Annotated in this window: 15 protein-coding genes; all 15 read right to left on the bottom strand. The window is 45.3% G+C overall.

Going from position 1 to position 15,539, the window contains the following annotated elements; translation table 11 throughout:
* The 15 genes from apeE to gmk all read right to left on the bottom strand — a co-directional run bounded on the left by apeE (position 1) and on the right by gmk (position 15,360).
* Complete coding sequence (gene apeE, locus AB4298_RS06195; RefSeq protein WP_248999947.1) at positions 1-255, bottom strand: ApeE family acyl carrier protein; 255 nt, start codon at positions 253-255, stop codon at positions 1-3.
* Positions 252-1,070, bottom strand: coding sequence for a lysophospholipid acyltransferase family protein (locus AB4298_RS06190; protein WP_248999946.1), 819 nt, complete (start codon positions 1,068-1,070; stop codon positions 252-254). Before AB4298_RS06190 ends, apeE begins: the two co-directional genes overlap by 4 nt.
* Positions 1,063-1,785 (bottom strand): beta-ketoacyl synthase chain length factor, encoded by a 723-nt coding sequence (locus tag AB4298_RS06185; protein WP_248999945.1) that lies wholly within the window; start codon positions 1,783-1,785, stop codon positions 1,063-1,065. The genes AB4298_RS06190 and AB4298_RS06185 overlap by 8 nt, the downstream gene beginning before the upstream one ends.
* Before the next feature lie 331 nt (positions 1,786-2,116).
* On the bottom strand, positions 2,117-2,980 hold the full coding sequence (locus AB4298_RS06180) for a DUF3014 domain-containing protein (RefSeq protein WP_248999944.1): 864 nt from the start codon (positions 2,978-2,980) through the stop codon (positions 2,117-2,119).
* A gap of 141 nt (positions 2,981-3,121) precedes the next feature.
* Positions 3,122-5,197, bottom strand: a complete 2,076-nt coding sequence (gene recG, locus AB4298_RS06175) for an ATP-dependent DNA helicase RecG (RefSeq protein ID WP_371986056.1) — start codon at positions 5,195-5,197, stop codon at positions 3,122-3,124.
* An 81-nt stretch (positions 5,198-5,278) separates the two neighbouring features.
* On the bottom strand, positions 5,279-5,875 hold the full coding sequence (locus tag AB4298_RS06170) for a response regulator transcription factor (protein ID WP_371986055.1): 597 nt from the start codon (positions 5,873-5,875) through the stop codon (positions 5,279-5,281).
* Between the two features lie 2 nt (positions 5,876-5,877).
* Positions 5,878-6,966 (bottom strand): sensor histidine kinase, encoded by a 1,089-nt coding sequence (locus AB4298_RS06165; RefSeq protein WP_371986054.1) that lies wholly within the window; start codon positions 6,964-6,966, stop codon positions 5,878-5,880.
* A gap of 86 nt (positions 6,967-7,052) precedes the next feature.
* A complete protein-coding gene (locus AB4298_RS06160) occupies positions 7,053-7,757 on the bottom strand; it encodes a tetratricopeptide repeat protein (protein WP_371986053.1) in 705 nt (234 codons plus the stop codon).
* 239 nt (positions 7,758-7,996) lie between these two features.
* Complete coding sequence (locus AB4298_RS06155) at positions 7,997-8,920, bottom strand: calcium/sodium antiporter (RefSeq protein WP_371986052.1); 924 nt, start codon at positions 8,918-8,920, stop codon at positions 7,997-7,999.
* Positions 8,921-9,102: 182 nt separating this feature from the next.
* Positions 9,103-10,758 carry an AMP-binding protein gene (locus AB4298_RS06150; RefSeq protein WP_371986051.1) on the bottom strand — a complete coding sequence of 552 codons (1,656 nt, stop codon included), beginning with the start codon at positions 10,756-10,758 and terminating at the stop codon, positions 9,103-9,105.
* A gap of 288 nt (positions 10,759-11,046) precedes the next feature.
* Complete coding sequence (gene trmH, locus AB4298_RS06145; RefSeq protein WP_248999937.1) at positions 11,047-11,733, bottom strand: tRNA (guanosine(18)-2'-O)-methyltransferase TrmH; 687 nt, start codon at positions 11,731-11,733, stop codon at positions 11,047-11,049.
* A gap of 118 nt (positions 11,734-11,851) precedes the next feature.
* Positions 11,852-12,235 (bottom strand): deaminase RidA, encoded by a 384-nt coding sequence (gene ridA / locus AB4298_RS06140; protein WP_248999936.1) that lies wholly within the window; start codon positions 12,233-12,235, stop codon positions 11,852-11,854.
* A gap of 39 nt (positions 12,236-12,274) precedes the next feature.
* On the bottom strand, positions 12,275-14,380 hold the full coding sequence (gene spoT / locus AB4298_RS06135) for a bifunctional GTP diphosphokinase/guanosine-3',5'-bis pyrophosphate 3'-pyrophosphohydrolase (protein ID WP_248999935.1): 2,106 nt from the start codon (positions 14,378-14,380) through the stop codon (positions 12,275-12,277).
* A gap of 13 nt (positions 14,381-14,393) precedes the next feature.
* Entirely contained in the window at positions 14,394-14,675 is a 282-nt protein-coding gene (rpoZ, locus tag AB4298_RS06130) for a DNA-directed RNA polymerase subunit omega (protein ID WP_012275521.1), read from the bottom strand.
* 61 nt (positions 14,676-14,736) lie between these two features.
* A complete protein-coding gene (gmk, locus tag AB4298_RS06125) occupies positions 14,737-15,360 on the bottom strand; it encodes a guanylate kinase (RefSeq protein ID WP_248999934.1) in 624 nt (207 codons plus the stop codon).
* Between the last annotated feature and the right edge of the window lie 179 nt (positions 15,361-15,539).

Here is a 15,539-nt window from a genome sequence, read left to right as displayed (position 1 = left end):
CTAGGCGCGCTGTGACTCAATAAAGCTTACAAGGCTGGCAACGCTGTAAAAGTGCTGCTTTGTCGCTTCAGAATTAGCTTCTATTTTTACATCAAACTGCTTTTTAATCGCCAAGCCCAACTCTAGTGCGTCAATTGAGTCAAGACCTAAGCCTTCGCCAAATAGCGCAGCTTCAGAATCGATATCATCAATACTAACGTCTTCAAGGTCGAGACAGTCGATGATCAGTTGTTTTATTTCGTTATCTAAGCTCATAAGTATCTATCTAATTGTTGTTTATAATAGTTTTCTAAATCACGAGTGAGTTTTCGTGCCATTTTAGCATCACCGCCGGCTTCAGCATCATAGCGCAAGTAGGCTTGTATTTCGCCTACTTCCACATGCATCCCAATTGTTCTTCTCGGCAATTGATACCACTTTTGTTGCTTGCTAAATCCGACAGTATTGGTTTTTAAAAATATGGGCAATAGATCGCTCTGAGTACGCAGAGTAATATTGGCTGCTCCGCGGGCAAAGTCATTAATTTTTTCGCCTATAACGGTGCGGGTACCTTCAGGGAAGATAATTAAATTGGTGCCGCGATCGAGAACATCTTTGCAGTCTTTTAGCAGCAACTCAGCGCCGCGATTAGGGATATAGCCTGCACACGAAACCACACCGCGCAAAAAAGGATTACGCCAAAGCCCTTGTTTTACAATGCAGCCGGCATTCGGCATTAAGCTGATTAATACCACCACGTCGATAAGGGTAGGGTGGTTGGCGGTGACTATCATACCTTTAGCATTGCTGAGACGACTCAAATCACTATGGGTGACATTGATAAGTCCTACCCAGGTCATCATGCGCACAAAGCCTTTAAACATAATATGCACGGCGCGCTGGACCCGCTGTATACGTTGTTGAGGCGTGCCTGGCCAAAACCTCAGAATAGGCAAAATCGTTAATGAACTTAGTAGACCACCTAAACCAAAGGCCATGTAACAAGCGGTACCGCCAATCCAGCGAGGAATATAGGCAAGACCAGTAAGTTTAGGCGCTACAGGCTGAGGGTGTGCTGGCGGATTAATCACAAGTTAGCTCCCAGTGCCAACCTGATAAGGTCCCGCTGATATTGCGCTTATTGGCAATACATGCCAGTAGTTCGCCATAATTTAGCTTGTACTGATTTTGTGAAGTAATTGGGGTTAGGGTCAAACTGGCAATCGACTGTGCTGAATCACTTGCTGGTGCAAGCATAAAAGCAATAGCAATAGGCCATTCTGGCTCAGAACTGAATTGACTATAGATTTGTGGCACGGGTTCGTCGGCATACACCAATAGTAAAGGTTCTGCATCAGCATGTAGCTGACCATAAGCTTCAATAAAGGCTTGGGAAAAGGTGTTTTTACCAGCAGCAATGGAAGTCGAAGAAGCCCGGTTATTACTGAAAATACTGAAGATGCCGCTAGCAGTGTTGTGGACCGATTGGCTAAAGCCCGTCGGAGATAGCGGAGACTCGTCAACAATATCGTTTAATAAGCCAATCGTGCGATTTATCTCGCCGTGTTGAGAGGCAAAAATGCTGCGACACTGCTCAGTAGGGTCACATTGGTGTACCGCTTCAAGCACAATTTTGGTCAGCTTACTTAGTCGGCGTCGCTGCATAGCAGGGACATGGGCCAGTTTAGGCGCAGTGCTCATTTGCTCTGGCGCAGTAGTATTTACAGGCCAATGGCGCCAATTATCGGCTTGTTGGTACTGCGGCGACCATGCGCCCCACGAAAGAATGCTGAACTTCAAATGCATTGCCTCTGATACGAATTTCCCTTCGTATTACCCGACTAGTGGAAAGCTAATACCGACGGTATGACTATTAAGCGTAGTCTCTGGTTAAATAAAAGCTTATTGATGGCATTATTCTACATCAAAAATCCCAGCCGCCATAAGCCCTTTTGGGATACAGGTGTTACTAATAGGGAACAAAATAGTGATGCGTTCTGTTTATGAGAGCTTGGTTGCTCAATATGAGGTTATTAATCGAGCGTAATTGTTATCAGAGGCTTACTGTGTAGAAGATATTAGATTGAAAAAGAGCCCTTGAAGGGCTCCTTTAAAAGAATAAGCATCGCTTTAGTGATCAGTTAAGCTGTTTTTGTAGCTTACGTAGTGCTGATTTCACCTTGCGAGAGTTCTCTGGACCCATACGAATCATTAGTTTCTGCGCATTTGGTAGGGCTTCAAGTTTTGGATCAACAAACTGATAGTTAACACTAACGCCATCTAACTCTATAGGCTGCTCAATGATTGGCGCATCTAGCATCACTTCAATGGCTTGTTGTAAACGCTCATCAAAAGATGTTTTGCTGTAGCCTAATTCGGTAAATGCTTCGCTCAGTAGCGGAGTCATTTCTTTATAGGTTTTTGCTAGTTCTTCATCGTTAAGGCTAGCTAAAAAGTCAGCGTATAAATCATATCTATGGTAACTATCAGGGTTGATATAAGTCTTGTTGGCAATATCTGACACCGTAAAGCTGTTGCTTGGTGCTTGTAGCGGACTAACTTTACGAGCTAGCTCACCTTGTGCAAGGTTATCAACAAAAACAACAAATTGGCGCACAACGTTATCTTCAATCAATAACGGTTCAATCGCCATACCGTCAGCTACAGCGGTGACTTTCTGATGAACATATTCATCGCTATCTGCGAGTGCAGGCAATGGTTCAACTTCTGGCACTGGGTCGACTTCAGGTAACTGTACCGGCTCAACTTCAACAACTTCAGGCTCAGGCACAGCTTCCGTTTCAAGCGGCTCTGCTGGCAGTGGATCGGGGATCACTACTGGTGCAATTATTTGAGGCTCTTCGGTTTTTTCATTACCGCTGAGGTAGTAGTAGCCGCCCGCTGATAGCGCAACAACGGCAATAATTGCCAAAATTGCTAGCCCATTGGTACCTGAACTCTTTTCCTGTGGGGAAATTCTATCTTCTTGACTGAGTTGCATTTTAACTCCTCTGCTACCGTGCAGTGATACGACTAATGATAAATTATAGCTCTAACCCATTCTGCAAAATTCCAACAGATTGTCTATAGGCTAAGGCTCTATTAAGGATATTTAATTTCAGCAGTAGGCTAAAGCAGTGGTTTACGCTTGTACAAACTGCTCACGATCGCCTAGCCAACGCTCAATAATAGCGTCGGCACATTCAGGCGCTTGCTGCATAACATGGGCTGCAAGTTTTTGTACATGAGGAATAAGTGCTTGATCGCGCATCAAGTCGGCTATCTTCATATCGGCAATACCAGTTTGTTTGGTGCCAAGCACTTCACCTGGTCCGCGGATCTCTAGATCTTGTTGGGCAATCACGAAGCCATCATTGCTTTGTCTTAATACGCCAAGACGCTTGGTTGCCGTTGCTGATAGTGGCGCCTTGTAGAGCAATACACAGTGGCTTGCTACCGCGCCACGGCCAACACGTCCGCGTAACTGATGCAGTTGCGCTAAGCCTAAACGTTCAGGGTTTTCGATAATCATTAAGCTGGCGTTAGGTACATCCACACCGACTTCAATTACAGTAGTGGCAACCAATAGGTTGAGTTCGCCTGCTTTAAAGTCAGCCATGATCTGTTGTTTTTCAGCAGGTTTCATTCGCCCATGAACTAAGCCAATTTTTAGCTCAGGTAGCGCACGCTTTAGCTCTTCTGCAGTATCTTCCGCTGCTTGGCATTCGAGTACTTCAGACTCTTCAATTAAGGTACATACCCAGTAGGTCTGGCGTTTATCGTTAATTGCTGATTGTCTAACGCGCTCAATTACATCGTTACGACGTTGATCGGCAATAGCGACGGTTGTAACAGGCGTTCTTCCCGGCGGCAGCTCATCGATAATTGAGGTATCTAAATCAGCATAGGCAGTCATCGCCAGCGTTCTTGGGATTGGCGTAGCTGTCATAATCAATTGATGTGGATGAAAGCCTTGGCTGATGCCTTTTTCGCGAAGCCCTAAGCGCTGATGTACGCCAAATCTGTGCTGCTCATCGATAATAATCAAAGCCAGCTTATTGAATACCACCTGCTCTTGAAATATAGCATGGGTACCAATCACAATATGTGCATCACCGGACTCAATATCAGCCAGTGATTGCGCTCTGGCTTTACCTTTTAGTTTACCCGCCAGCCAGCCCACTTTTAGCCCGAGTGGTTCAAACCACGCGGCAAAGTTAATAGCGTGCTGCTCGGCTAATAGTTCAGTCGGCGCCATCATGGCTACCTGATAGCCGCTTTCTATCGCTTGCAGTGCAGCTAATGCGGCGACTAAGGTTTTGCCTGAACCGACATCACCTTGGACTAGGCGCATCATAGGTTCGGCTTTTTCTAGGTCGCGGCCAATATCGGCAACCACTCTTTGCTGCGCGCCAGTAGGCTTAAATGGCAGCGATGCGAGAAACGGATTGAGCAATTGACCTGTGGCATTCATGCTCACAGCATGGTCGCGATTGCTGCGCTGACGTAGGCGCAGCATACTTAGGTTATGTGCTAACAGTTCTTCTTGAATTAATCGCTGCTGAGCAGGATGGGTGCCTTGCTCTAAATCAAATAGTGATACTTGATTATTTGGGCGATGCAAAATGTGCAGCGCCTGCTTCAAATCTAAATTGTTCGGTTGCAGATTGGGCGGTAATAGTTCTGGTAAGCCACCATCGTCTAGCATCGCCAATGCTTGCTCTGTGAGCTTTATCCAGCTGGCTTGCTTCAAGCCTTCAGTGGTAGGATAGACTGGCGTCAGTGTGTCGCTTAACTGCAGATCTTCATCCGCAGCAATCAATTTATATTCAGGGTGAATGATTTCAACGCCATGATTACTGCGACGGATCTCACCATAGGCACGAATAGTCATGCCTATTTCTAAGCCGTTACGCTGGGCAACAGAGAAATTAAAAAAACGTAAGGTAAGGCTGCCGGTATCATCGCGCACGGTGCAAGTGAGCATGCGCTTGCGGCCTTGAATTATTTGGCTCGATTGAATAACGGCTTCAATGGTGCCGTAACTGCCAGGGTAAAGCGAGGCAATAGGGTAGACTTGAGTGCGGTCCTCATAGCGCAGCGGAAGATGGAACAACAGATCTTGCACTGTTGTTATACTCAGCTTTGCTAATCTCTCGGCCATCTTTTTAGCGACGCCTTTGAGAGCTGTAATAGGGACAAGATCGAGTCTTTGCAAAAGGTTAGCACTCAAACACTGTAAATTTATACATATATTATCAGAGTTATTGGTTTACGCAAATTAGATGGCTAACGCTGATCATAACCAGCCTTTCTGTTTGGCGATTCTAGCGGCATCAATACGGTTAGTTGCATGTAACTTGCTCATCGCCTCACTAAGATAATTTCTTACTGTGCCGTCGGCAATAAAAAGTGTTGTAGCTATCTCTACTGTACTTTTGCCTTCTGCGGCCATTCTTAGAGCACGGCGCTCTTTATCATTCAGTGGATCTTGCTCGCCAATGGCCATCATCGCAAGCTCTGGGTCGATAATCCGCTTGCCAGCCATGACCTGATTAATGGCTTCAATTAAGGTATCTGATGGAGCATCTTTTAATAAAAAACCACCCACACCAGACTCTATCGCGCGCTTAATGTAACCTGCACGGCCAAAGGTGGTGACTATGACTATCTTTAATTCAGGTTTATGGTTTTGGCACCAAGTTGCGAGTTCTAATCCACTTAAGCCAGGCATTTCTATATCGCTAAGGAGTAAGTCAAACTCTTGCTGTTGCAGTAACTTTAAAGCTGCATCACCATCGGCAGCTTGCACCACATCAAACTCACCACTTAAACTCAGTAATGCGCTAAGCGCGCCTCGCACCATGGCTTGATCTTCGGCTAAGAGTATTTTCATTGTTACGACATTCCTTGTTGTGGCAGCGTAATGGTAAATTGGCATTGCTGGCTTAAGTCCCATGAAAGCGTCCCCTGAAACTGCTGTAAACGCTCACGGATCCCTTTGAGGCCATTGCCTTGCTCTACGCTATCAAGTTGGCCATTATCAGTGATTTGAATAATGATGTGCTGCTCATTTTGGCTAAAGCTTAAACTGCATTCTTGTGCGTTGCTATGGCGAATAACGTTATTACACAGCTCAGTTAAACTGAGAATTAAATGGGTTTCTAGATCGGCGTTGAGATTAGGGATATCTCCTTCTAGTTGCACACTTAAGCCTTTATCACGCAAGGTTTGACATAAGTTGGTCACGCTAGCGGTGAGGCCCTTATGCTTATAACCCGATACTGTTTGACGGATCTGGCTTAGACTGTCGCGGGCAATCGTGTTTAGCTCGCGAAGTTGTAGCTTTGCTTGCTCAATATCCTCTTTAGCCAATAGTTTTTCAGCTAGCTCAGCTTTGAGTGAGATAGACGATAGGCTATGGCCCATAATATCGTGCAGATCGCGGGCAATCCGCTCCCGCTCCAGCATAGTGGCTAGCTGATGGATCTCATCTTGGCTTTTTTGCTGCTTACATAGATTTTCAATACGTCTGCGCTCAATCACACCAAATAGGCCAACGCCGGCAATTAACCCTGCACCATAAATGACCCAATAATAGTGATCAAAGTTAAGGCTTAGATTGAGTAATGCCAGCATGCCTATGAGGCTAATTAAAGCCAGCGCTGCTTTTTGAAGTGGGTAGAAAAAACCGATAAAAAAGGCGGCAAAGGTAAAGAGGGACAACGAGCCAGTATTGATTGGCGTGACGGCGATTGCAATCGCTATCATTGCTAATATCGGCAGGTGTGCACGGCTGCTGTGACTGCGATAAGCCCAGAAGTAGCAATAAATAAATGGCACTAAGGCTGCCAAACTAAGCAGAATTTGCCACGGTGGCATATCGATAAAGAAATAGGGAATAAAATAGAAAACCAAATTGATCAGATAGACCCATGCATACTTGTCTTCTGTCTTGCTTGCTGGGTTTGATATGTCTTGTGTCATGGTTAATTCCTTTTAGCGGGAGAGCGCATCGAACATAGATAATAGCGCTCTCCATTTTTGGGCTGTTATTTGACTCAATTACACGGCTACCTTTTGGCGGTTTGTTGAGTGTTTTGTTGTAAAAGAAACTGTGCCCAAGCGTAGTCTGACTCTACCGTTAATGCTTGCTGCCAATCAGCAACAGCCCCCTCTAAATCCCCTAAGCTTTGCTTGGCTAGTCCTCGCCAAGTATAGGCTTCAGCGTATCCCCAACAGATGTTATCGCAAGGATTGGTGTAAAGTTCAATGGCTTGGCTGGCTAACTTTGCTGCGCGCTGCATGCTACCACCGTACATTGTGGGTGTATTAAAAGCGGTAATCGCCTGTACTAGCACAACTCTTGGATTGCCAGCATCAAGCTGCTTGGCTTGTTCCATCGCTTGCCCAGCTTTCGGGCCATAAGTAACGGCTTTGCTGTTATCAAACGCGATAAGCATGCCGTAGACAGCTGATAGCAGTGCAAGATTGTCTGCATTACTACTGGCACTGGTTAGGCTTTCAAGGGTGGTTTTGGCATCTTCTAGTGCGCTAACGGCAAGTTTTGGTTGGCCTAAGATGTTGGCACTGATTGCTAGACGATAATTAGCATAAGCTTGGCTATAGTCATTGCCTTGTTGGGCGTAATTTGTCAGTGCTTTTACGTCCATATGGTTAGCTGCGGCATCAATATTTTCAATACTTTCTGCATTAGCAATTTGGCTACCTAAAGCAGATGAGATACCAAGTGATGTAACGAATAATAGTGTTTTCATATCAATCTCCATTTGAGTGTTTTACCGACCTTGGTCATGGGCGGTATTCTTGGGTACGGTTCTAGTATTGAAGATTGCGACAGATAAATGCAGACACAAACGTCACCAGTGTAGGGTGACATTTGTCACTTTTTATAAAGAGGCAGTTTGTGCTGATGGGAATTAGGGACAAAAAAATGGCCTAAAGTGAAGTGCACTTTAGGCCATTTCTATTTAACTTGAAGCCGAAGGCTTATCGCTTAAACTTGAGCGACCAAGTAGCCGATGTAGCCTAGATAGCTTAATACCAGTATTGCAGCTTCACGACGACCAATACGCAGACCTGTGTAAGCAAACGGTAGTAAGATAACTGCAAAGGCAATCATCGCACTCCAGTCTAAAGTGGTAATTTCACAGCCGCTGATTGGGTGGATAAGTGCAGTCACACCTAAAATACCTAAAATATTGAATAGGTTTGAGCCAACAACGTTACCAATTGCGATGTCGCTTTGACCTTTAAGTGCTGCCACGATAGAAGTCACAAGCTCAGGCATACTGGTGCCGATAGCAACAATTGTTAAACCGATAATCACTTCGCTAATGCCAAACGACTGCGCCAGAGCAACAGCGCCATCAACGAATAAAATGCCGCCACCCACTAACATGCTGATACCGATAACGATAAATAGCACTGATAGCATTGGGTTTTGCTTAGTGTCTTCAACATCATCGTCAGTTTGCTTTTCAGCAGCGAAATAGCTGAAAGTTAAGTAAACCACTAGTAATGCGAATAAAATTGCGCCGTCCCAGAAGCTTAAACCACCATCAAGTAGTAAGCTCCAGAATAGTAGTGACGCAGCAATCATGATTGGAATGTCACGACGTACCATTTGCGATTCAATTTTGATCGGACGGATAAGCGCGGTAATACCTAAAATTAGGCCAATATTGGCAATGTTAGAGCCAATGACGTTACCTAAAGCGATGCCACTATTACCGGCAATCGCAGATTTTACGCTTACAGCAAGTTCTGGCGCACTGGTACCAAAGGCAACAATGGTTAAACCAATAATAAGTGGTGTAAGCCCTAATCTTAGGGCTATTTGGCTTGCTCCTCTTACTAAGGCTTCAGCACCAACAGTAAGAATTAAAAAGCCGCCGAGTATCGACAAAAAAATAAACATGGTTGACTCTATAATTTGGGTTTCTTTGAAAGGATGGCAAGAATAGTTTCTTTCAAAAATTGCGCAATAAAAAACTGCTTGTTACTCATTAAATTTAGTTAATTGCTGATTATTTGTCACAAAAACAAAACGGCACACTTTGAAGTGTGCCGCTATAAGGGTTCGGAAGCGCTAACTAATGCTTAAATTTCGTCTTCCCAGCAAACTTTGCCGCCGCGAGTACCATCAACCTTTTCGCTAAACTTCTTCTCAAGCACATGACGTTTAATTTTCAGTGTTGGGGTTAATACGTCGTTTTCAACGTCCCAAGGCTCACTGACAATGACAATAGCATCGACCGTTTCATGTGACTCAAGATGTGGGTTTACCGCATCGACAGTCCCTTTTAAAGAAGCTCGCACTTCTTCTCTAGGTTGCAGCGCAGCACCTTCTGACAGTTGTACTAATGCGATAGGATGCGGCAGACCTGAGCCAATCACACAGATCATCTCTACATGGGGATCTTGTGCAAGCTTACGCTCGATTGGCACTGGAGCCACATATTTACCCTTAGCCGTTTTAAAGTTGTCTTTAACGCGGCCAGTAATGCTGACGTTGCCTTCATCATCAATAGAGCAAAGATCGCCTGTATGGAAGAAGCCTTCTGCATCAAAGCACTTAGCGCTTTCTTCTTCCTGTTTGTAATAGCCTTGCATTAAGCCAGGGCTCTTAACCAGTAATTCACCTACGTCAGACTGCTTAGCCTCACAACCTTCAACGGCGCGACCAACTGAGCCAATTTTACGAGGATCAAACGGATGGTTAATAATCGAGTAAGCGCAGTTTTCTGTCATGCCCCAGGCTTCTGAGATGTTTAAACCAATCTTGTGATACCACTCAACCAATGATGGCGGGATTGGTGCAGAGCCAGAACCCAGTAGATGACAATGCTCTAAACCTAGCCCCTGATGGATTTTACGCTTAACGATACCACTAACAATGGGTACTTTAAGCAGGAAGTTAAGCTTGCTGTAGCCAATTTTGTCGATAATATTTTTCTGGAATAGGCTCCACAGGCGCGGTACAGAGAAGAATACTGTTGGTCTGGCGCGCTGCACGTCAGCAACAAAGCTATCTAAGCTTTCAACAAAAGCAACGCTACTGCCTGAATAGAATGATGAGCCTTGAATCGCCACACGTTCGGTAATATGTGCCAGTGGCAAGTAAGACAGTAGTCTGTCTTCAACATCCGTTTTTAGATCGCGCACTACCGCAGTACAGGTCCATGCGTAGCTAGCGAAATTTTGAATTGCACCTTTTGGCTTACCAGTCGATCCAGAGGTGTAGATAATGGTCATGATCTGCTCTGGTGTTGGCAGCGGTGCATCAATTAAAGGCTGGCCCATATTGAGCATTTTATCCCAGTGATACTGTGACGGCATGGTGTCGTATGGCATGGCAAGGCGCAAAATATCGCCGCCGACACCGGCTTCTTGGTCGGCCCAGTAATCGAGTTTACCGATAAAAATGGCTTTGGCTTCACTGTGCTCTAGGGTGTAGCGAATGGTGTCAGCGTTAGCCGTTGGGTAGATAGGGACGCTAATATAGCCGCCATGCATTAGCGCTAAGTCGGTAATAAACCATTCGGCACAGTTTTTAGAAAGAACAGCAACTTTGTCGCCAGGGTTGAGGCCAAGGTGTCTTAATGCGCCAGCAATCTGCTGCATTTTTGTTTGCACATCGCGCCAAGTAAAAGTCTTATACTGACCATCAATTGGCTGCTTTAGATAAACTTGATCGCCTTGTTTTTCAACCCAATGTTCAAGCATCTCAATTGGGGTTTTCATAGAATATTCCATCGCATTTCCATATTGATTATTGTTGATTCCAATTCAGCTTATTGCTTTATATTTGTTTTAATCGTTCGTTTAATAAGCTGATGCTGCAATATTGAGTATGGCGAAAAATGTGATCTAAGACAAACTTTTTCAAACGGGTGTTACAATTTTGTTGGATTCGACTTACGCAGGCCGAAAAATTAGCTTGAGGGGTCTGTAGAGGTATCAATATAAAAATACCAGCAGAAGCTGGTATTGATGTACCTTTGCGATTATTCAAAGGTTGGCACTTAGAAGAAAGCTAAAAAGCTACTCTGAAGGGGCGCGCATTTTCTGCCACCAGTCTTCATCGGCAACAATTTGTCCGCTTTCATCAACGGCTGGGTAAGGTAGCTTTTTACGGCGACAAGCTTTGGCATAAATCGGGTGGCCTTGCTCGAATAGCTTTATTTGGCAATAAGCTTCATCGAGCTTGCGGGTGCCATACATGCCTGCTTCAGTGCGTTGACGCTGAGCTTCATACATGATCAGTGCGGACGCTACTGATACGTTTAGCGACTGCACCATGCCTATCATAGGGATAATGATGTGCTGGTCTGCAGCGGCTATTCCTTCTGGGCTCACGCCATCGCGCTCGTTACCCATAATAATCACAGTGGGCTTGGTGTAATCGATCTCTCTGAAATCGACGGCCGTATCTGAAAACGTGGTCGCTAAAATTTGCATGTCTTTAGCGCGAAACTCTTCAACTGCTTGCGCCATACTCTGATGTACGCGAGTCTTTACCCATTGCTGGCTGCCTGAAGCGGTATTGCCTGATACGCGCATTTCTAGATCAGACCAAACAGCATGCACTTCATGAATGCCTGCAGCATCTGCGGTGCGTAGTACGGCGGCAATATTATTACCCTTGTGTACGGTATCTAAGCAGACGGTGAGATCGGGTTGGCGATTATCTAACATCTCATTGATGCGGGCGAAACGTTCAGGACTCATGATAGGCTTCTATTCTGTACTGTTAATTGGGAGCTGTATTTTGCCGCAAAGCCTTAGCCTGCGAACGCTAAAAAATAAAATGGGCGCCGTAGCGCCCAATCGATAAAGTGATGGGAGATTAAATCTCCATCACTCCGTCCATCTCAACTAGTGAGTCTTTTGGCAGTTGCTTAACGCCAATAGCAGCACGAGCTGGATAAGGTTGCTCAAAGTAGCGACCCATAATTTCATTTACCGTAGCGAAGTTGCTTAGATCAGTCATAAAGATATTTAGCTTTACAATATCGCCTAATGAGCCGCCAGCAGCTTCACAAACCGCTGTAAGGTTGTCAAATACCTGCACTACTTGTGCTTCAAACTCATCGCTAACAATCTGCATTGTTTCTGGAACGAGTGGGATCTGGCCTGATAAATAAACCGTGCTACCTACTTTTACTGCTTGAGAGTATGTGCCAATTGCTTGTGGCGCTTTAGCGGTCGCGATGATAATTTTCTCTGCCATGATCTTTCCTTGTTTTTACTGAGTGCAATATTGAGTTTGTTAACGATTCCTAGATGTACGTAATACTTCAGGTAATACCCTAATACGACGCATTACGTTAGCTAAATGAATACGGTCACGCACAGAAATACGCAGATTAATGAGGAATACTCGTCCATCGCGTTCTTCTGTGGTTAAGTTATGAATATTCGAACCTTCAGCCGCGACAATTGAAGTAATCTTCGCTAACGCACCTTGGTGGTTAACGATTTCAACTCGCAAGTTAGCTTGGTATTCAACACCGTCAGCGCTATCCCATTGAACAGGAATATACTTGTCTGGCTCACCTTGATAACCACGAATATTTGCGCAGCTTTCCATGTGAACCACAAGGCCTTTACCTGGGCTAACGTGGGCAATTACTGCGTCACCAGGAATTGGGCGACAGCAATTAGCAAAGGTGACCAACATGCCGTCGGCACCACGAATAGGCATGGTGTGATCTTCTTTATGCTCTTCGGCATCAACTTGATCGCCACGCAGACGCTGAGCAATAACAATACTCATCGCGTTGCCTAAGCCAATATCAGCAAGCAGTGCATCCAAGGTGTCGTGCTTGGTATCTTTAACGACTTTTTCAATCTGTTCTGGTGACATGCTATCGAGCTTAGTCTCACCTAGAGCGTGATTAAGTAGGCGCTTACCTAATAAAATGGCATCGTCTTCTTTCAAGCTCTTAAGCAACTGGCGGATTTTAGCGCGCGCTTTACCAGTAACCACAAAGTTAAGCCATGCTGCATTCGGGCGTGCGCCGTTAGCGGTAATAATCTCAACGGTTTGACCGGAGATAAGTGGCTGACTTAATGGATATGCTTGACGGTTAACTTTAGCGCCGACGCAGGTGTTACCCACGTCAGTGTGGACTTCGTAAGCAAAGTCGACAGGTGTTGCGCCCACTGGTAGCTCTAAAATTCGGCCTTCAGGGGTAAACACATAGATCTCTTCAGGGAAGAGTTCAGTCTTAAAGTTTTCAACAAATTCAAAAGAGGTGCTGGCGCTTTGCTGCAGTTCCAGCAAGCTTTGCATCCACTTACGGGCACGGACTTGGGTTGTCGTGCCTTGCTCTGCTGAGCTGCCTTTCTTGTACAGCCAGTGAGCCGCGACCCCTTTATCAGCCATTTGGTCCATATCTTCAGTACGAATTTGGATCTCCACCGGTACACCGTGAGGGCCAAAAAGTGAAGTATGCAGTGACTGATAGCCGTTAGCTTTAGGGATAGCAATATAATCTTTAAAGCGACCTGGATGCGGCTTATAAAGGCCATGCATGGCACCCATAACGCGGTAACAGGTATCGATAGAGTCAACGATGACTCGGAAGGCATAGATATCCATGACTTCTTGGAATTGCAGCTCTTTATTACACATCTTGTTATAGATGGAATAAAGGTTCTTCTCACGTCCTTTAACCGTGCCTTCTAGGCCAGTATCTTCAAGGCGTGTGGTAATAGCGGCTTCGATACTTTGGATAATTTCTTTACGATTGCCACGAGCGGATTTAACCACCTCTTTAAGTACGCGATGTCGCATCGGATAGTAGGCTTGGAAGCCTAGTTCTTCTAACTCGCTCTTAATATTGTGAATACCAAGACGGTTGGCGATTGGTGCGTAAATTTCGAGGGTTTCACGGGCAATACGGCGACGCTTATCAGGGCGCAGAGCACCTAAAGTGCGCATATTGTGGGTTCTATCGGCAAGCTTGATTAGGATGACACGAATATCTTGGGTCATCGCCATCATCATTTTGCGGAAGTTTTCAGCTTGGGCTTCTTTCTTGTCGCGGAATTTTAGCTTATCTAGCTTAGAAACGCCTTCAACCAATTCAGCAATTGACTCGCTGAATAGTTCAGCCAGTTCTTCTTTGGTTACAGGGGTGTCTTCGATAGTGTCGTGCAAGAGAGCGGCCATAAGCGTCTCATGATCGAGACGCATATCGGCCAGGATGCGGGCGACCGCAACCGGATGGGTAATATAAGGTTCGCCACTCGTGCGCATCTGACCTTCATGGGCATCGCGCGCCACCTGATAGGCCTGCTTGAGTAATTCTACCTGCTCAGGTTCTAAATAACCTGAAGCAGACTCCTTGAGACCTTCAAACAGATACAAGTGACTCTACTCCTTATATAGCGTTGCGGCCTTCAGCGATGGCAGCAACAGCAGCAATTTCAGCTGCTTCACGTTCACGAACTGTTTGGCGCTCATCAGCATCCAAAGTATCAGCTGTGACTAAACCTAGCTCGATTTCGCGCAGGGCGATAACCGTTGGCTTGTCGTTCTCTTCTTCAACCATAGGGTCTTTACCCTGAACAGCGATTTGGCGAGCACGACGCGCTGCAACCAGAATCATATCAAAACGGTTGCCGATTTGGTTTACGGCATCTTCTACAGTTACGCGAGCCATGTTTGGAAACTCCAGTGTTTTATCGATTGAAAAAATGACGCAAAATTGTACATGAAGACAGTTAGCCTGCCAACAGATCTTTAATCATACCATTCTGCGTATGAATTTGGCTAGCAGAGGTTAATCTTTGACTGCGAATGATCGCTAAAAGATCAGCCAATGCTTTATCGAAATCATCATTCACTATTACGAAGTCATATTCATTGTAGTGTGACATTTCTGAAACTGCTTGAGCCATGCGGCCTGCAATCACTTCTTCGCTGTCTTGTCCACGGCCTGTTAGGCGGCGTTCTAGTTCAGCTTTTGATGGCGGTAAGATAAAAACACCAATAGATTCAGGCATTAGTTCTTTAACTTGCTGCGCGCCTTGCCAGTCGATATCTAAAAATACATCGATACCTTTCTCTAGCGTTTGCTCAATCGTGACACGAGAAGTCCCATAATAGTTACCGAATACTTCAGCCCATTCAAAAAATGCGTTATCAGCGATTAAGCTTTTGAACTCATCTTGAGAAACGAAATGATAATGTTGACCATTCTCTTCACCTGGACGCGGTTGTCTGGTGGTGTGCGAAACTGAAACTTGCATATCTACAGGTTGATCCCTTAATAGGGCTGAAATAAGCGATGATTTACCTGCGCCACTTGGCGCCGAGACGATAAATAGGTTTCCGCGAGCGGTCATTAGCTGCTATATCCGATGTGTGCACTCAATTGGAGCGATAGCCCAAATTGTGCGGGTAAAAGATTAAGCGAGCCATTATACAGCCTAGGGTGATATTTGTGCTAGTCACAGATGCATTAATTAGTAGGCTAATTGCGTTGTTGTATTCGTTAAAGCAAGCGTTACCGCTAATATCAACT

The organism is Shewanella sp. 10N.261.52.F9 (assembly GCF_041471165.1).
Taxonomy (GTDB): Bacteria; Pseudomonadota; Gammaproteobacteria; order Enterobacterales; family Shewanellaceae; genus Shewanella; species Shewanella marinintestina.
This window is presented reverse-complemented; position numbering and strand designations above follow the sequence as displayed.